This is a genomic window from Nostoc sp., from assembly GCF_036917815.1.
Lineage (GTDB): Bacteria > Cyanobacteriota > Cyanobacteriia > Cyanobacteriales > Nostocaceae > Nostoc.
The window spans coordinates 72,405-90,988 of record NZ_JBALEK010000048.1 but is presented as its reverse complement, the minus strand read 5'-3'; the positions used below and the strand labels follow the sequence as shown (position 1 = coordinate 90,988).

The window sequence follows — 18,584 nt, the reverse complement described above, 5'->3', positions numbered from 1 at the left end:
AATTACAAAATATTAAGTTGTGTGCCTCAGCCGAAAATTATAAACAAGCTTTTACTATTTAGTATATAAGTTTGCCACTAAACAAAAAAGCCTGCTTTTGCAGGCTCAGATATATTTCACACAAACGCGATACACTACTCTGGTAACTTATATTGCCCAACAATACGCTTGGCAAACTCTGGAACGTGCGCTGCTAATTTCTGTGGATGATTCCGCTTCACATACAAATAATTCCGAGTAAAGTGAGAATCAATGGAAAACCGCGCATATTCCAAACCCTTAGGGCCGATTTTTTCGATGACGACACCCATCAGTTTTGCTGCCCACATCGGCAGGGTAACGCCTTTATCGTAAGCGGGAATACTTTGCTGTACAGCTTCTTTGCGATCGCCTTTAGATGTCACTGGTTGAGTATCTAACTGGTCTTTCACCAAATCCAGCATTTCCTTGCCAGTGTCATTTCTAACTACAATCCATTGCCAGCCGAAGGGTGCGCCCATATAGCCAACGACTAAATCGGCTAGGGAGTTGACGTAATCAAAGCAACTCATACAAGATGGGGCAAAGACATCTTTGAGTTGGTTAGTCTTCAAGCCAAAGAAAGGTACAGTTTCAGATGAGCCATCCTCATGTTTGAAGTGAACTCGAAAGTCTTGCATGAATTCGTAATGCACAACTGTATCAGGCGATCGGCTGGTGGTTTCTAAGAATTTTTGCAGTCCGGCGCGGTTAACGTTATCTACGCAGGGCGTACCCAAAACATAGAGTTTTTCTAAGCCAAGTTGTTTTTCTACGGCTCGTAATGCCTGGATTTGGCAACCAACACCTATTACTAACAGCCGCTTCATCCCCGATTTTTCTATCTGTTCCAACACGGAAAGGTTGGGGGAAAGTGTTGGTTTATTTACCCGCGCTGCTAGTATTTCTTCTGGAGTCCGGGCGATGACGGGCATGGGTTGAAAGCGGTCTTCTTTGGTGTTCTGCACACAGACGACACCTTCAACTAAGCCACGATTGAGCATTTCAATGGCAATACTGCTTACAATACCCGTCCATTGTGCGCCTTCGATGGGTTGTTGTTTTCGCGCCGCTATCATGTCTTGGTGAACACCAAAGTAGAGTTCATCAGGATTTTCAAGATGGCGCGATCGCGTGTGCGTTTCTTCTTCAAGTTCACCTATTTGCTGATTAATAAAAGCGCAGGCTTCCTTGACATAATGAATATAGTATGTATCGCATAGTCCACACTCGCTACACAGTTCTTTTGCAGGGCGGCGGCTGGTAGGTTTTAAGGCTCTGGCTTTTTTGTGAGGAAAAACTGAAGTCATATAAATTTTTTGTTTTATCCAGGAATCGCTTTTATTACAATACCTTTACTCGCTGATGGGCAGACAAGAAATGTTTTTAAACGCTCCGGGTAGCAAAGTAACACAGAGTTTTGCCTAGTTTAATTATCTGATTGCTTTAGGGACTTCCAAATAAAAAAATATCCAACTATTGATTGTGGGGTGGGCGTCTCGCCATTGGTGTCAACTTACAGCGATTTTCAGGTAAATATACCACGCGGTAGGGGCAATTCATGAATTGCCCCTACGACAGATGTGGTTCAAATACATGAAAACTGCTGTAACGTAGAAGTCAGGTAAGAGAAAGCGTTGAAGAGTTGCCCTCATCCCCTAACCCCTTCTCCCAATATGGGAGAAGGGGAACTAGAAAATTTGCTCCCCTCTCCCCAAAATGGGAGAGGGGCTGGGGGTGAGGGCAAAACTCGCACTCAGCGATGAGTAGGATAAATGGAATTTGATTTTTGATACACAGATAAAAGCAGACATTCCCAAACTAGCCGTGGTTGAGCGTAAGCAATTAAGTGTTTACGAGCTTCTTCTAACTGGTTTATGATACTAGTTTGATGCCACTGTTGCCAGTATAATTGCTGAAGATAATCAATTAACCACAGTTGCGCTTCTGTATCTAAATCTTTATCAATTTTTTTGGCTAACTCCAAGGCTTTGCGGTAGGAAGCAGGGGCTTTTTTCAAGTCTTCGAGTAATTCCGGGGGAATAGCTTGTAATTGCTTATAAGATGCGATCGCATTTCCGGCACTACCAGCTGCTATGCTCAATACTGCCTGATTTTGCAAAATTTCCTGATGACCTGTTTGTGTGAGTACAACAGCCAAAGACTGTGCATCTAAGCGATAAAAAGGAATACGTTGACAGCGCGAAACCAAAGTGGGTAATACAGACTCAGGTGTAGGTGCAATTAAAATTAACGTCGCCTGTCCCGGTTCTTCCAAGGTTTTAAGTAAAGCATTGGCTGCTGCTTCTGCCATTGTTTGAGCTTCCTCCAGCACTACCACATTCCTTGGCGCTTCCAAGGGCGGACGACTCAGAAACTCGGTAATTCCCCGAATTTGCTCTAGTCGAATTACAGGTGCTGCCTTACGCTTCAGTCCTTTCTCCACTGCTTCTGCTGCTGTTAATCGTTGTCCCTGGTGTTGGTACGTTGGTTCCACCCACAACAAAGCTGGGTGATTTCCTTGACGCAGACGGTTTTGTAAAGATGCAGTGACTCCCATCCCACCAGAAAATAGCAACTCTACAAAACACCTGGCTGCTAAACTCCTTCCTACACCATCTGGCCCCACAAATAAGTAGGCTGGAGGAACCCGATTTTGTCTGACAGCCTGAGTGAGTAATTCTATGGCTTGCTGTTGTGCTACAACTGGTGCAAATGGGTTATTGGTCATTGGTCATTGGTCATTGGTCATTAGACATCTGATGAAAAAGAATGTAGAGATGTAGCACTGCTACTTCTCTACAAGGGTTCTGGGTAACGCATATTTAATTTCTGGAGATGTCTATTAGTGATTAAAGGTAGGTTGGGTTGAGGAATGAAACCCAACATCAATAATCCTTGATTTTGTTGGGTTTCACTTTGTTCGCTGAGTATGATTGTGACTTTTTTACTCAGCACTGCTTGGGTAAATAATGGTAGATTTGATGGAAATCCTTTACCCTTAAACCTTAGACGTGAGAAATCTGGATATCTCCGCATGTGCCAACACAGCACCAGGTTCGCGCTGGAGAGCGTTGTAATACTTTCTCTCGAAGGTATTGCCTGTCTCTAACGGTACAATCAGGGTGCGAACATCAGCAATCAATTTTTGGAAATCGTCCAGCAATATTGGTTCATCTGCTTGCAGCATTTCATCAACTTGCACAACCATCTCAGAAATCCGATGTAGCCAAGCAAATTGTTCATGAGCGATGACGAGCTGAAGTAGTTCTCCGCTTGATACTCGTCCACTAACCTGTTCGTAGGCAATGCGTTCAGTCTCCAGCAACATCTTGTGAAGGTGGAGTAATTTGTTTCGTAAATCACGCAGATATTGATGTTGATGTATTCTTTGTAGAAGTGTGTTAGAAGTCAATGTTGCCCATCCTCTCGTTACAATAGTCTTCAATCGCTTAAATAATTTCTAAGCATTGGGCATTGATAACTCTTCTCCATGCTCCATGCCCTTGTGAGTGAAGTTTTTTATGTATTTGGTTTTCTTGCTAAGAAGCATTATAGTCAACATATATTTTTGTAACCGTTATATCTTATATAAGATTAATCATATATTAGCATAAACTTATAAGAAGTACATAGTGTAAAACCGATCGAGAAAATATCAATTATGGGAAAACCGTCTTCATGTCGCTAGCATACGTAATTCTAGGTCTTCTTCAGCAGCAAGAAATGACGGGCTACGACCTCAAAACCAGCTGCTTTGATCAATGCATCGCCCATTTGTGGCCAGCAGATCAGGCACAAATTTACAGAACTCTCGATAAGCTAGTTGAGCAAGGCTGCATTACCTGTACCATTGAGATTCAACACAATCGCCCCAACCGCAAAGTCTACAGTGTGACAGAGCCAGGAAAAGCCGAATTCGCCCGATGGCTGGGGATTCATCAGCCCTTACCGACTGTACGAGAGCCTTTGCTCTTACAGTTGCATTTTGCAGATCAGTTGTCAAATGAAACCATCATTCACCTACTAGAGCAACAATTGGCGGCTCGAAGCAAAAAGCTTACTGAATGTGAAATCATCAATTTGCCATCACTCACTGATGAGTCTGCCAACCGTGAGCAGTTGATGCAAAGGCTGGTGCTGGAGTTGGTAATCCGAAGAGAAGAGACTTATATTGATTGGTTGAAGATTGCGATCGCACTTATCAGTCAGCAAAAGCCATTACCCTACTCTACTGCTAGTCTGTCAAGTTTACATTGATGGATAAGCAAGTTCGTAGTAAGGACTTCAGTCCTTATTTTCTAAGCACTTTAGTGCTTACTACAAACTCTTTATTAGTAGCTTGACAAAGTACTATAGGAATCCGATTTGATTGCGTGAAAAAATCTAAGTATCTGTAGGGTGTGTTATCGCGTAGCGGAACGCACCAAAAGCTTCGGGTGGTGCGTTAGCCAGAGGCATAACGCACCCTACGTATATTTCAAAAATCAAATATGAGTCCTATATTTTCGTGATTTGTTATTTCAGCAATCTTAGTCCACTGAGGGTAACTAATACTGTAGAACCTTCATGTCCAATTACGCCGATGGGTAAGTTAATATTTCCCAGAAAGTTGCCCACTAAAAGCAAAACAATAAAACCCAAGGCTACGACTATATTTTGTTTGACGATGAGTTGCGATCGCCTACCTAAATGTATCGCTACAGCAATTTTTTCTAACCTGTCTGCCATCAATACTATATCTGCGGTTTCCAACGCCACATCACTACCAGATATTCCCATCGCTATACCCACAGATGCTTGTGCTAAAGCTGGTGCATCATTAATTCCATCGCCCACCATTGCCACAGTTTGATATTGTTGCTGTAGACTGCGGATGACATCCAGCTTATCTTCTGGCAGAAGTTGGGCATATACCCGATCAATTCCGACTGCTTTGGCGACACTGTGAGCAGTTTCTTGATTATCCCCGGTTAACATGACAATTTGTTCAACTCCCAGTTTTTTTAACCGGGTAATGGTTGCGGCTGCTTGGGATCTTACTTGATCTGCGATCGCAATGACACCCATCACCTCAAATCCGGCTCCCCTCCCGAAGAGCGGGGAGGGGTTGGGGGTGGGGTTCTTCGCTACCCAAACCACAGTTTTACCCTCTTGCTCCCAAGATTGAACTATTTCTCGCAATTCTTCAGGTAAATTTGTGACATACTTCTGTACAAAAATGGCATTCCCGACAATTACCTGTTGTTCTGGCAAAATTCCGACAATTCCCTGTCCTGGTATAGCTTGCACTTGCATTGCACCAACCCAATTTAAATCACCCTTTGGGTTCAACAGTTTCGACTCGACGGGAACCGCCAAGACTCGAACTGTTTCACCAGCCGCCTGTACAATCGCTTTACCGATGGGATGTTCCGAAGATGATTCCACACTAGCGGCAGTTTTTAATACATCATCTTTAGTGTATTCACTAACTGAAACTACCTGGAACACCTGCAACTGTCCTGTTGTGAGAGTACCAGTTTTATCAAATGCGATCGCTCGGACTTTGCCAATCTTCTCTAATTGCGCCCCATTTTTAAACAAAATCCCCTGTCTTGCACCATTGGCGATTCCCGAAAGCAGCGTTGGCATAATTGCCGCCATCAGCGCACAGGGAGAAGCCACCACCAGAAAAGTAAGGGCGCGATAAATTGTTGTTTCCCAATCCCAACCCCAGAGAAATGGCGGTAAAGTTGCCAGCAATATCCCGGCGACTACAATAACTTTGGCATATCCCTTCTCAAAGCGATCGATAAACTCTTGGGAAGGAGGTGCTTGAGTCTGCGCCTGTTCTACTAGGCGTATCACACGCTGAATCAAACTACTTTGGGCTGGTTTGTGTACCTTAATTTGCAATGCACCATAGCCGTTGAGTGTGCCGGCAAATACTTCTGCGCCCACTGTCTTCTCTACAGGTAAAGACTCGCCTGTAATTGCAGCTTGATTGAGAGTGCTGTAACCAGATAAAATTATTCCATCAGTAGGAATTAGCTCTCCGGGTTTGACGAGAATCTCATCACCCACCTTTAGCTGACTGATCGGAATTTCCTCTTCCCTTCCCTGAACCCAAACCCTCGCTGTATCTGGTGTCAAACTCATCAAACTCCTGATACTCCGCTCAGTTCGCGCCATTGCATAGCCTTCTAGTGCGCCACTGATGGCAAAGATGAGTATCAAAATTGCCCCATCAATAATCAGATGATATTCTCTTCGCCATAAGCCAAGGCTAGCAGCACCAATGGCCGCCACAATCATCAGCAAATCTACATCGAGTTCCTTTTCTTTGAAGAGGGTAGTCAATCCTTCCCGCGCACTTTCGTAACCACCAATCACATAAGCAGCAGGTAGTAGCAAGAATGCCAATCCCAACCAACCGAGATGCAAGGCGAACCATCCGAAAAATAACAGTAAGCCGCACAAAAGGGCTGCTACGGTATCTGCGTGTTCTCTGGTGAATTGGGTGAAACGTTGGGGGTAGAGCATGAGAGGTGAATTAACAGGGACTCTCTCAGGCTAAACCTTGACATTGATGTTAATGTCAAGGTTTAGCCTGAAAAATGCTCTGACACTAATCGCCTCTGGCATCAGGGCGATCGCAAAAAGTGCTAAATCTTGTTGATACCAGTGTTAAAGTTCAAGATATAAATAACAGTATCAGTATCTCCCGTGGCGCAGGCTTAAATTTATTGCAGGAGTTCATCGTAAAAAATCATGGAAACCTTACAATCTTTAGTAATGACGGATATGTCAATATAGGCGATAATATTATATATGAGAACAAATGTACTAATTTTAGAGGAACCCTGATTAATATTGCAATTCGGTGTGATGAATCTTGCTACTGCCTAGCAACTGAAGCTCATCAACTTAAGAAGCGGTTATTTTAAAGAGGGAGATAGAGGAATGGCATACAAAATTTTTGATCTCGTCGGGAAATACGCCATCAGCGCTGAGATTGGACAGAAGGTATATGACCAGATTCATCCAGTTCTGCTTTCTGGCAACCCTGTAGAATTAGATTTTACTGGAGTTCAGGTTTTTGCTTCTCCTTTTTTCAACTTTGCGATCGGTCATCTTTTAAAAGATATTCCAGCAGATAACCTTAATCGGCTGGTTGAGTTCACCGCTATCAGTTCTGAGGGTTGGACTGTTCTTGAGCGTGTGATTGCCAATGCGAAGCATTACTATTCCGATGAGCAATTTCGGAATGCGGTTGATGCAGCGATCGCAGAGCAGGCTGCAACTTTTTAACGTGTCGCGGAAGTCCCCACCTTCAATGTACTCATAAGGTGGGGATAGGGAGCGGGGGATGAGGATTACATCCAGTATTATTTTTTTGCGCCAGCAAAAACAAATACTGGATGTATGACGAATCCCCAATTATTTTATTTGATTACTTTACCAGAATATATATACGTGGTAAAGTATAGATGTTAAGGAGGTGAAAGTGAAGTGTTGCACAAGGTTGTACAAGTCCGTTTATATCCATCAGTTCAGCAGCAAATTCAATTAGCGCAGGCTTTTGGGTGTGCTAGATGGTGGTGGAATTACGCTCTAAATAAGTCAATTGAGACTTATTTAGAGACGGGGAAAGGACTTAGCCGTGCAGCACTCAACGCATTTCTTCCTGTACTCAAGAAAGCAGAAGAAACTATTTGGTTAGGTGATTGTTACAGTCAAATTTTGCAGGCTACAACACTCAATCTAACCACCGCGTACAAAAACTTTTTTGCAAAACGTGCTGGATTTCCTAAGTTCAAATCTAAGTTTGGAAAACAGTCTATCCAATATCCTCAAAATGTATTGATTGTAGATGGTTCACTCAAGCTCCCTGGTAATATCGGGATAGTAAAAGCCAAAATACATAGATCGATTGTGGGGATAATAAAGACTGTTACTGTCAGTAAAACGCCATCAGGTAAATACTTTGCATCTATACTCACCGTTAGCGTAGCGGGCGGGCAAAGCCCGACGGTAGAGGGTGAAAATCCTGTGATCTCAGAGGGGAAGATTTACGGCATTGATTTAGGGTTGAAGCACTTTGCTGTTGTAACTGACGGTGTTCATATTTCTAAATACGATAATCCTAAGCACCTTGCCAAGCACGAGAAAAACCTTAAACACAAACAGAAAAAATTAGCGCGTAAAGTCAAAGGAAGTAAGTCAAGAAATAGATATAGAAAAGTTGTTGCCAAGGTGTACGAGCGAATTAGTAATTCGCGGCAAGATTTTCTGCATAAACTTAGTTATAAGTTGGTCAGCGATAGCCAAGCTGTCATAGTAGAGAATCTTCATGTATTAGGCATGGTTCGTAATCACAAATTGGCAAAATCAATATCTGATGTTGGCTGGGGAACATTCACTAACTTTTTAGCCTATAAACTGGAACGCAAAGGCGGGAAGTTGATTGAAATTGATAGATGGTTTCCCAGTTCAAAACTTTGCTCTAATTGTTTCTATCAAGTGAGTGAGATGCCATTGGATGTCCGTGAATGGACTTGTCCTCACTGCGGTACTCATCATGACAGGGATGGAAACGCGGCGATAAATATTAGAGCGGAGGGTATCAGAATGATCAAGGCGGAAGGTTCAGCCGTCTCTGCTGTAGGAGGGGAGGTAAGTCCTATTCTTGGGCGAAAGTCTAGGTTTAGGCACTCCCCCGCGATTACAGAAGCTCCTAGTTCAGCCGAAGGCAACTAGGAGTAGTTCACCGTATGGTGGTCAACCTTAATATCCAAGCTGATATCATCGACATCAAAACTGACAATCCCCAGCAGGATGATATTTTTCTTGTAGATACCAACGTCTGGTTTTGGCAGACTTATACAAATGCTGGGTTTGGTACTAAAACCTCCAAATTCAGCAATTATCTTAAATATATCAACCAAGCTCTTTTAAATGGAGCCACACTGACATATTCTGGGTTAATTTTAGCTGAACTAGCTCATATTATTGAGAAAACTGAACATAACATATATATAAAATCCTATGGGTTTTTGCCAGTTAAAGAATACCGTCATAATTACCCAAACGAACGGATGAATGTTGTTGCCGAAGTTCAGTCAGCTTGGAGTCAGGTTAAGGCGCTTGCTGTTCCGGTTGATCTGACAGTAGATGACGCAACAACTGATGCAGCACTAAACAGATTCCAAACTCAAGCTGTTGATGGCTATGACTTGCTACTTCTCGAAGCTATTAGCAGAGCAGGAGCGGGGAAAATTAAAATTATCACACATGACATGGATTATGCTGTTGTTCCAGATATTCAGGTATTTACGAGCAACAACAACGTCATCCAAGCAGCTAATAGACAGAAAAAATTATTGGCTAGCAGATAGTTGATCTAAGCTAGGTTAAAAGCGATCGCGTTTCCTAAACCCTCCGCAACAATTAACCTTTATCAAGACCAGATTAATTCGTGGAAATCAAAAGTAGCGATCTGACAATTAAGCAGTTAACGCACTTGGTAGGAGGCGGTTTAACTCCGCGGATGGTGCGCCATTACCATCAATTGGGACTGCTACCGCAACCAGTGCGATCGCGCAGCAATTACCGTCTCTATACCCAAAAAGATGTCCTCCGGTTGCAACGGATTGTCGCACTCAAACAGCAAGGGTTTCAGCTAAACCATATCCGCAATATTTTGGAAGTGGAACCAGAAGCCGACACAACTGTTAACCTCATGGGACAACTCCAGCAGCAATATCGGGCGGTGATGCAACAAATTTCTCAACTGCGACAAACTGCATCAGCATTAGAAGGATTATTGGGGCGCGATCGCCATTGTCAAATTATCCAAGCGGAAGTTTTGGCACAACTGAAGTTACTCGATGTCGAAACTCAAGCTGGATTGGGCGGATTGGAAAATCTCTGGAATGGCTTGGATGGGGAAATTCATACCCATTCGGAAGCTTTTACCGAATCGCTACAACTCTTATTACCTGATTTGTCTCAACGTTCGGAAATTGAACAACACTTAATTTCTCAGTTGGTTTTGGCTTGTGGCGATGTGAGTTTGGTGTCCTTTATCAAATTGAGTCGAGATGCGATCGCCGCTAGTCGAGAAGCTTTATCTTCAAGGTGTGAAATTGTTGTCGATACCCAAACGGTTGCTGCTGCTTTAGATCAAACCCGATTACTTCACTTGGGATGCCGCACCGAAACTTTGATTGATAACCCCCATATTACCACTGCCACAGAAGCAGAACTGGCCTTTTGGCAACATCGAGAATGGCGATCAAAATTGCAGCAAGTAAGTAATGGTTGCATACTGGTAGTTGGTTATGCTCCCTCAGTACTTCTGGAAGCTTGTGAAGCGATGGCCAACCAGAAAATTCAGCCTGCACTAGTAATTGGAATGCCCATTGGCTTTAGCCATGCTCCCGCAGCCAAGCGACAACTGATGCAACAAGGGATACCTTATATTACAGTTGAAGGAACTTTGGGAGGTGGCGCACTAGCTACAACTGCCCTAAATGCCTTGGTGGAGTCACTGATTGATAAGCCAGATTGTCATTGTTATCTCAAAGATGTAGTAGATTCTTCTAAGTCCTGAACAATGAATACTGAGTATTCAGCACTGCTTCAGAAATATTTATCCAGTTGAACTTCTTCACAAGTAATTTGGCTGGGTTATACTCGACCGAAAACTGATTTCATATTGCCATGAATGATAAGTTACCAGCTATTTATTTTTACATTCCCCCAAACCAATGGCCTAGCGATCGCATATTAGAAAATTCAAATCTTTACTGGCAATGGCAAAATTCTCTACGTTACGGTCAAGGGCGATATAACTGGACTCTACAAACCTATCTTCACCTCAAAAATCAGGGATTTCCATGTCAATTGGTAGGAACTTTACCCACCGAAGGAATTGTTTTGGCGCATCGCGATTTTTTGCCAGACAACCTACAACCAACACCACAATTATTGATTGTTTGTTTGCGTGCAGATAGAAGTCATCATCCTTACGCACAACTTCATATTATCCAAAATACTCAAGATGAAATTACAAAATACTCTCCAAGCCTTTGGCAAACTTATTATCTGCCCCATTGGCCCCAGTCTGGATTGATTCCTCGCAATCATCAGCGTGGTGATACATTTGAAAATGTTGCCTACTTTGGTCAAGTAGAAAACTTGGTTTCTCAGATGCAAACAGCTGCCTGGAAACACCAAGTCAATGCATTAGGTTTAAATTGGAGTATTGTGAACTTTGAACGCTGGCACGACTACAGTGATGTGGATGTTGTCATTGCCGTGCGTAGCTTTGATAGCAATACATATAACTTTAAACCAGCATCTAAATTATATAATGCTTGGCAAGCTGGAGTTCCGATCATTCTTGGTCGTGAATCCGCTTACCAATATGAACGTAAAAGCGAACTCGATTATATAGAAGTAACTTCTGTTGACGAGATAATTGCATCTCTGAAACGCCTGCGCGACAACCATAAATTACGTCAGTCAATGATCGACAATGGTCGGATTCGATCAACAGAAACGGGGATTGAGGAACTGACTGCACGGTGGGCTAGCTTTTTAACAGACGTAGCCTCTCCTACCTATGAACGCTGGCGAGATGCATCCAGTTGGCAACGCCAAATATTTTTACAACGCCGTTGCTTCATTTTGAAGACAAGTAATATTAAATCTCGCCTAAATAAGCTTTTATCAACCCAGAATTAGTTAAAAGGTAATAAAAGAGACAACCGCAATGTGGAAAGGGTAGTTACGATAGTTGGCAGCTTTTATACAGATACTGAGAATAATATTGTTAAATAATATTGAATTTGGTACACTTTACCAGCTTTAATAATTCAATAATTCATAGTTGTCGCCATAAACTACCAACTTGGATAAGTTGCAACATAGCTGAGAAAAATTTATAGTAAACAGACTTTAGCATCCAAACTATGACAAAGTATAAACTAATATAAGTGTGTTGAATTTAGGAGGCAAGATGAACTCACACTAAAAAGCGTGGAATTATAACAAGGACGCTTTGGATCGAGACCTGGAGGGCGAGATACAATTCTTTCTATACTAGTGAGCAATAACCCACAACTAAAGTTTCTGTTAATACTTCTTCTCTTTCCTCCTGCTTCCTGCCTTTCTTTGTAATTAGAAGTAAAGATAACTCAGATGTATAATTAGCGCGTCTCCTCCATCATCCAAAGATCGCGATTTAGGACTGGCAGGCTTTCTATTTTTTACTTTAATAAGGTGTATATGTGGCAACAAGAAAAAAAAGATACTTCGATAGTCAGGCTGGTATTATGGGTTGCCCTAGCTACAACCCCGATGGCAGCAGCTCTGGTGGTATCAGCACCGATGCTGGCACAATCTACACCTGAAGCTACCTCTTTTCCACTGCCGGAAATAGTGCAGAATGGGACGACAGTGCGGATTGACGGTTCCAGTAGCTTAGGTGCAATTAATCAAAGCCTGAAAGAAAGTTTTGAAAAACAGTTTGCCGGCACAAAGGTTGAAGTTGCTGCTAACGGCACCAGTACAGCACTGAAAGATTTGCGAGATGGCAAAATCGATATAGTAGCAATGGGGCGTGGCTTGACACCAGCAGAAAAAGCCCAAGGGCTAGAGCAAGTTCGCCTGCGCCGTGAAAAGATTGCCATCGTGGTTGGTGCAGATAATCCTTTCAAAGGAAGCTTGACTAATAGGCAATTCGCCCGGATTTTCCGGGGACAAATTACAAATTGGTCACAACTGGGAGGATCGCCAGGGAAGATTCGGTTAATTGATCACCCTAACACCAGTGAAACTCGCAATACTTTTCGGACTTATCCAGCCTTCAAGAGTGCTCAGTTTGCTACAGGGCCAAATGCCACCCAACTGACTGACGATAATACCGCAGAAATTATCAAACAACTGGGCAAAGACGGTATCAGCTATGTGTTAGCTAATCAGGTGTCGAAGTTACAAGGTGTGCGAGTTCTGCAATTAAATCAAACCTTGCCAGATGATACTAAATATCCCTTCTCGCAACCTTTAGTTTACGTTTACAAAAAAAATCCGAGTTTAGGCGTACAAAATTTTCTCGGCTTTACCTTGGCATCCCCAGGACAGAAGGCTATACAACAAGCTAGAACTACTGAAGCCGAGGCGATCGCCGCCAGCGTATTACAACCTATTGTTACGGCTTCTCCCACTGTTGAGACGACACCAACTGCTGCACCTTCCCCTAGTGCCACTAGTTCTGCATTTGGAGAACAGCCTTTTGTGGCGGCTCCAGCACAAAACAGTCCAGTTGTAAACAAGCAAACCCCATTGTGGTTGCTGCTACCTTTATTTTTTATTAGTGTCGCTGGAGCATCCCTATGGTGGGTTCTAGGGAAACGCCCATCGCCCACTGAGAAAACAGACGACTTACCAAAACCAAATCCTCATCTACCCAGCCCAGAAGATAGAGAAATGGCGGTGCCCAATGGCAGCACAGATCCCTCCCCGAACGGAGTGATGCTTGAAGAGCAGCCAGTTCCAGACTTTCAAGAGCAAGAAACCCGCGATCGCACTCCTTTCAACATCTACGATCAAAGACAATCTGACCTAACCGAGAATGCTACTCAGGGGTCATCAAATCTAGTCCAAGAGGCAACAAATGGCACCTCTAACCTCTATGAAGGCAGAACCTCAGAAAATAACAACTTGGGAGCCGCAGCTTTAACCGGTGGTGCAGCTCTAGCAACGGGCATGGGTGCGGCTACCTGGTCTGCCTTTACCAACCAAGAAACAGATGCGATTGATGAGACAGGCGAGGTAAGTAATTATATGGAGTCCAGCCATCCTGAGTCTGATGAAGTTGCCTGGGACACAGAAGCCCCGGCAGCTGTAGTAAATACTTTATATCCTCACCTGGCTAATATTCCAGAAGATGTATCTGATGTGGAACTGCCTTCTGATGAAGTGACAGATCCACTCCCAGAATTACCAGATGTGCTAGAAGTAACATCTGATTTTGGATATTGGGACACAGAAATTGATGAAGATCAGATAGATCAGGAACTTGAGGCAGAATTGAACTGGCTAGAGAGTATCACCTCAACTGAAGATACAGCTCCAGTAGATGAATTGCCTTTACCACAGTCTGGCGATGGGGAAGCCTCAGCGCCACAAACATCCTCACTGCTCGATTTGCCAGAATTGCCAGAATTGCCAGAATTGCCAGAAGACGCCTTGAATGTGGTGGCCGATGCAGCCGAACCGACGATCAATTTGCAATCTCAAGGAGCGCCGACTGTTGGAGAAGGTGTTAACTCCACAGATTTGGGCGCGGCTGCGGCTTTAGCAGCAGGGGCGGGAATGGTATCCCAGGCAACCACTTGGGCATCAGATGCCCAAGGAAAAACTGATATCGCCGCCGAAACAGCTATTGGTTTGGATGAAGAGAGCAGTATTGTCCTCACACCGCATACTTACACATCGGCTGACGTCTCTTGGAAAACTATAGTCCGCAGTTCCCATTGGGCTGATGTCTCTTGGGAGATTTCCGAAACCAAGAAAGCAGCCCTGCGCCAACAAGGTGGCTCTCAATTGGTAGTGCGGCTCTATGATGTCACTGGAATAGATTTGAGTTATCAAAATCCTCAATTTGTCCAGCAGTATGAATGTGAAGAGACAGCACACGATCGCTTTGTCGAAATTCCCATCACTAATCGGGACTACATCGCCGAAATTGGCTATATCGCTGATGGCGATGCCTACGGCGGTAAACTACGCTGGTTATTCATCGCCCGTTCCACCATCGTTCGCGTTTTCAGTCGGATACATCCAGATCCCATCGTTGATCGTGTGCCAATCACAGCCGAAACAGCTATTGGCTCAGTAGATGCAGATGAAGAGAGCAGTATTGTTATCACACCACATACCTATACATCGGCTGATGTAACTTGGGAGATTTCCGCAGCCAAGAAAGCAGCAGCGTGGCAACAAGGTGGCTCTCAATTGGTAGTGCGGCTGTATGATGTGACTGGCATTGACTTGAGTTATCAAAGTCCCCAGCTGGTACAGCAGTATGAATGTGAAGAGACAGCACACGATCGCTTTGTAGAAATTCCCGCCAGCGATCGCGATTACCTAGCTGAAATTGGCTATATCGCTTATGGCGAACACTGGTTATTCATTGCTCGTTCTGCGATCGTTCGCGTTTTCAGTCCGATCCATCCAGATCCCATCGTTGAAAATCTGCCAATTGCCGCCGAAACAGCTATTGGCTCAGTAAATGCAGATGAAGAGAGCAGTATTGTCCTCACACTCCGCACTTCCACATCGGCTGAGGTAACTTGGGAGATTTCCGAAACCAAAAAAGCAGCGATGCGCCAACAGGGTGGCTCTCAATTAGTAGTGCGGCTCTATGATGCAACCGAGATGGACTTGAGTTATCAAAGTCCCCAGATTGTCCAGCAGTACGAATGTGAGGAGACAGCACGCGATCTCCTGGTAGAAATTCCTGTTACCAATCGGGACTATATGGCGGAAATCGGTTATATCGCAGATGGCAATCGCTGGTTATTTATCGCCCATTCTGCGATCGTTCGTGTCTTCACTCCTGTGCATCCAGATCCCACAGTTGAAAATGTCGCGTCAACAAGCGAAACAGCTATTGGCTTGGTAGATGTAAAAGAAGAGAGCAGTGAAAAAGAAAGCAGTATTACCCTTACGCCTCGCACTCCCAAGTGGGCTTATGTCTCTTGGTACATTTCCCCCACTCAGAACCAAGCGCTGCAACAAGAAGGCGGCTCCCAATTAGTAGTGCGGCTCTACGATGTAACTGAGATTGACTTGAGTTATCAAAGTCCCGAGCTGATCCAGCAGTATGAATGTGAAGAGGTAGCACACGATCGCTTTGTAGCTATTCCCGTGAGCGATCGCGACTACATGGTTGAAATTGGCTATATTGCTGATGGCGATGCCTACGACGGTAAACTACGTTGGTTACTCATCGCCCGTTCCGCTAATGTTCGAGTCTTCAGTCGTTCCAACGGAGATTTTTGGTTTGTAGCCGATGCAGAGTTAATTATTCACGGAGCAACCCAACCAAATACAACCGTAAACATTAGCGGACATAGCATCAAAACCAAACCCGATGGTACTTTCCACTTACGTCTTCCCTTTTCGGATGGTTTAATGGACTATCTGATCACGGTAGCTGCTGATGGGGAATCCACAAGAACTATTCATAAAAAGTTCTCTCAGGAAACTTCCGAAAGCTAATATTAACCTGAGTTATCCCCTCTCACCTTATTCTCCCTTTTTAGGGAGTTTAGGAAGGGGGGATTTTATTATATAGCGGTTTTCAGATGGATGGAATACAGTTGAAGGTTTTTTTAGTATGAAGCGTAGACACAAAGTAGCTTTTAGTTTGACATCATTGATTAGTTTTAACTTACTATCTAGTTTAGTTGCATTTAATGGTGCGATGGCTGCGCCAACGTCAAAGACGAACGCAGCACCACCGAGAACCCCAGACAAAACTGTTAATTGCGAGATTTTAGTTGTCGGTGGTGGACTTGCCGGTGTCGCCACAGCTTACGAGGGCTTACTAGCAGGGCGAACAGTTTGCCTAACGGAAATTACCGACTGGCTGGGAGGACAAATTTCTGCTCAAGGGACATCTGCGTTAGACGAACGCCCAACTCAGCGAGCTCTCAAATTCTATTCTCGCGGCTACCTAGAATTGCGAAACCGCATTGGGCGGAAATACGGTAAACTTAATCCTGGTGACTGCTGGGTAAGTGAATCTTGCTTTCTTCCCCGCGATGCTCACACGATTTTGACCCAGATGCTTAAAGATGCTGAGAAGCAGGGCAGAGGTAAGTTGCAATGGTTCCCCAACACAGTAATTAAGGATTTAGAAATTGCTGCTGATGGCAAAATAATTAATAGTGCGATCGCCATCCAACATCAACCACCAAAAGGCGCACCACCTCTCAATACTTTTACCTTATCTCAAACTATTGAAGATGACTATAGCTACGAAAACTCATCTCGGTTTACTAAAACTATTCTCCGTTTCATCCCCAAAGCAACGAAAGGGGATGCTCCTAAATGGTATGTCGTAGACACCAGCGAAACCGGCGAAATTATCGCCCTTGCAGATGTTCCCTACCGATTAGGCATTGATGCCCGTTCCTACCTAGAACCATCTTCTTCTAGCACCAACAACGATCCATATTGTCCTCAAGGCTTTACCTACACCTTTGCAATGGAGGCAACCAAGGAACCGCAACCGCAGACAATGCCCCCATTTTATTTAGAATACGCCCCATATTTCAGCTATGAATTAACCCGACTGGCTAACTTTGATTTAGTTTTCACCTATCGGCGTATTTGGAGTCCAAACAAAGGGAAACCAGAAAAATTCGGCGGTATAGATTTTACTGCGCCGACACCGGGAGATATATCCATGCAAAACTGGACTTGGGGTAACGACTACCGCCCCGGAACTGCTAGTGATAACTTAATTTACACTCGTCAACAATTACAAGCAACTGGGCAGTTAAACCCAGGGGGTTGGATGGGAGGATTGCGGACAGAAACCCTCCGCAAGGCTGAGGAAAATGCCCTCTCTTTCTATTACTGGTTGGTAGCTGGGACTACAGATTCCCAACTTGGGGATGGTGTCAAGCAGCAGCAAGCCAATAACCGCTTTGTTTCCGGTTTAAATTCCCCAATGGGGACAGTGCATGGGTTATCGAAATATCCTTATATGCGCGAAGGACGGCGGATCATTGGCCGCCCCAGTTGGGGACAACCCGAAGGCTTTAGTATTGGGGAAATTGATATTTCTCGTCGAAATTATAATGATGAGTATTATTCCAAGACTTTGCCAGCAGATATGTATCGTCGGCTACGAGCAGCCCTTGCAGGTTTGGAAGCTGTATCAGTAATTGATGGTAAAATTCCACCAGACAAAGCAATGCGACGGACTCGTTCTACCATTTTCCCCGACGCTGTGGGTATTGGTCACTACGCCATAGATTTCCATCCTTGCATGGTGAATAGTCCCCCAGAAGCCCCTGGTAACATAGAACATCCAGGGGAAAGACGTGCTGCTGGACAAGCTTATCCCTTCCAAATTGCTCTGAGGGCAATGATTCCCCAGAAAATCGACAATTTGCTAGTAGCAGGCAAAAGCATTGCTACTAGTCATATTGCTGCGGCTGCCTATCGCGTACACTCCTTTGAATGGTCATCTGGCGCAGCTGCAGGAACTGTGGCTAGTTTTGCGCTCAAAAATGCGATCGCACCTTACCAACTAGTCAATGACTTACCCAAGCAAGAGCCACAACTAGAAGCACTCAAAAAGCTTTTGCAACAAAATGGCAACCCTACCGCTTTTCCCGATACATCTATTTTTAACGAAAACTGGGATAGTTGGAAATAGGGATTGGGGAGTGGGGAGTGGGGATTGGGGATTGGGAAGAATTTACTCCCTCACTCCCTCACTCCCTCACTCCCTCACTCCCAACTCCCTAAACAATCAACTAAACTAGTTACTTGTA

General features: G+C 44.1%; 13 protein-coding genes. 8 read left to right on the top strand and 5 right to left on the bottom strand.

Annotated elements, in window-relative coordinates; genetic code table 11:
* Positions 1-134 precede the first annotated feature (134 nt).
* The 4 genes from V7K97_RS14160 to V7K97_RS14145 all read right to left on the bottom strand — a co-directional run bounded on the left by V7K97_RS14160 (position 135) and on the right by V7K97_RS14145 (position 3,433).
* Positions 135-1,328, bottom strand: coding sequence for a Coenzyme F420 hydrogenase/dehydrogenase, beta subunit C-terminal domain (locus tag V7K97_RS14160; protein WP_334801669.1), 1,194 nt, complete (start codon positions 1,326-1,328; stop codon positions 135-137).
* A gap of 446 nt (positions 1,329-1,774) precedes the next feature.
* A complete protein-coding gene (locus V7K97_RS14155) occupies positions 1,775-2,749 on the bottom strand; it encodes a DNA polymerase III subunit delta' (RefSeq protein ID WP_334801668.1) in 975 nt (324 codons plus the stop codon).
* Between the two features lie 68 nt (positions 2,750-2,817).
* The gene (locus V7K97_RS14150; protein WP_334801667.1) at positions 2,818-2,976 is read right to left on the bottom strand and encodes a hypothetical protein; all 159 of its coding nucleotides are present in this window, start codon (positions 2,974-2,976) and stop codon (positions 2,818-2,820) included.
* 43 nt (positions 2,977-3,019) lie between these two features.
* A complete protein-coding gene (locus V7K97_RS14145) occupies positions 3,020-3,433 on the bottom strand; it encodes a hypothetical protein (RefSeq protein WP_334801666.1) in 414 nt (137 codons plus the stop codon).
* A gap of 266 nt (positions 3,434-3,699) precedes the next feature.
* On the opposite strand from V7K97_RS14145, the gene V7K97_RS14140 reads away from it, so the two are divergent.
* The gene (locus V7K97_RS14140; RefSeq protein WP_334801665.1) at positions 3,700-4,278 is read left to right on the top strand and encodes a PadR family transcriptional regulator; all 579 of its coding nucleotides are present in this window, start codon (positions 3,700-3,702) and stop codon (positions 4,276-4,278) included.
* 258 nt (positions 4,279-4,536) lie between these two features.
* Here the strand turns inward: V7K97_RS14140 and V7K97_RS14135 are convergent, their stop codons facing one another.
* The gene (locus V7K97_RS14135) at positions 4,537-6,543 is read right to left on the bottom strand and encodes a heavy metal translocating P-type ATPase (protein ID WP_334801664.1); all 2,007 of its coding nucleotides are present in this window, start codon (positions 6,541-6,543) and stop codon (positions 4,537-4,539) included.
* A 420-nt stretch (positions 6,544-6,963) separates the two neighbouring features.
* Between V7K97_RS14135 and V7K97_RS14130 the strand changes: the two genes are divergently transcribed.
* The 7 genes from V7K97_RS14130 to V7K97_RS14100 all read left to right on the top strand — a co-directional run bounded on the left by V7K97_RS14130 (position 6,964) and on the right by V7K97_RS14100 (position 18,466).
* Entirely contained in the window at positions 6,964-7,311 is a 348-nt protein-coding gene (locus V7K97_RS14130) for an STAS-like domain-containing protein (protein WP_334801663.1), read from the top strand.
* A 201-nt stretch (positions 7,312-7,512) separates the two neighbouring features.
* Positions 7,513-8,760: an RNA-guided endonuclease InsQ/TnpB family protein gene (locus V7K97_RS14125; protein WP_334801662.1), complete on the top strand. Its 1,248-nt coding sequence runs from the start codon at positions 7,513-7,515 to the stop codon at positions 8,758-8,760.
* A 14-nt stretch (positions 8,761-8,774) separates the two neighbouring features.
* Complete coding sequence (locus V7K97_RS14120; RefSeq protein WP_334801661.1) at positions 8,775-9,398, top strand: hypothetical protein; 624 nt, start codon at positions 8,775-8,777, stop codon at positions 9,396-9,398.
* Positions 9,399-9,484: 86 nt separating this feature from the next.
* Positions 9,485-10,615 carry a precorrin-8X methylmutase gene (locus V7K97_RS14115; RefSeq protein WP_334801743.1) on the top strand — a complete coding sequence of 377 codons (1,131 nt, stop codon included), beginning with the start codon at positions 9,485-9,487 and terminating at the stop codon, positions 10,613-10,615.
* A gap of 110 nt (positions 10,616-10,725) precedes the next feature.
* Positions 10,726-11,751, top strand: coding sequence for a glycosyltransferase (locus tag V7K97_RS14110; protein ID WP_334801660.1), 1,026 nt, complete (start codon positions 10,726-10,728; stop codon positions 11,749-11,751).
* A gap of 543 nt (positions 11,752-12,294) precedes the next feature.
* Positions 12,295-16,293, top strand: coding sequence for a DUF4912 domain-containing protein (locus V7K97_RS14105; RefSeq protein WP_334801659.1), 3,999 nt, complete (start codon positions 12,295-12,297; stop codon positions 16,291-16,293).
* A gap of 118 nt (positions 16,294-16,411) precedes the next feature.
* Positions 16,412-18,466 carry an FAD-dependent oxidoreductase gene (locus V7K97_RS14100; protein ID WP_334801658.1) on the top strand — a complete coding sequence of 685 codons (2,055 nt, stop codon included), beginning with the start codon at positions 16,412-16,414 and terminating at the stop codon, positions 18,464-18,466.
* The last annotated feature ends 118 nt before the right edge of the window (positions 18,467-18,584 follow it).

Bases quoted from the DNA above. Each gene is read 5' to 3' on its own strand.
- V7K97_RS14160 (WP_334801669.1), bottom strand. From the start codon at position 1,328: ATGACTTCAGTTTTTCCTCACAAAAAAGCCAGAGCCTTAAAACCTACC.
- V7K97_RS14155 (WP_334801668.1), bottom strand. From the start codon at position 2,749: ATGACCAATAACCCATTTGCACCAGTTGTAGCACAACAGCAAGCCATA.
- V7K97_RS14140 (WP_334801665.1), top strand. From the start codon at position 3,700: ATGTCGCTAGCATACGTAATTCTAGGTCTTCTTCAGCAGCAAGAAATG.
- V7K97_RS14135 (WP_334801664.1), bottom strand. From the start codon at position 6,543: ATGCTCTACCCCCAACGTTTCACCCAATTCACCAGAGAACACGCAGAT.
- V7K97_RS14130 (WP_334801663.1), top strand. From the start codon at position 6,964: ATGGCATACAAAATTTTTGATCTCGTCGGGAAATACGCCATCAGCGCT.
- V7K97_RS14120 (WP_334801661.1), top strand. From the start codon at position 8,775: ATGGTGGTCAACCTTAATATCCAAGCTGATATCATCGACATCAAAACT.
- V7K97_RS14110 (WP_334801660.1), top strand. From the start codon at position 10,726: ATGAATGATAAGTTACCAGCTATTTATTTTTACATTCCCCCAAACCAA.
- V7K97_RS14105 (WP_334801659.1), top strand. From the start codon at position 12,295: ATGTGGCAACAAGAAAAAAAAGATACTTCGATAGTCAGGCTGGTATTA.
- V7K97_RS14100 (WP_334801658.1), top strand. From the start codon at position 16,412: ATGAAGCGTAGACACAAAGTAGCTTTTAGTTTGACATCATTGATTAGT.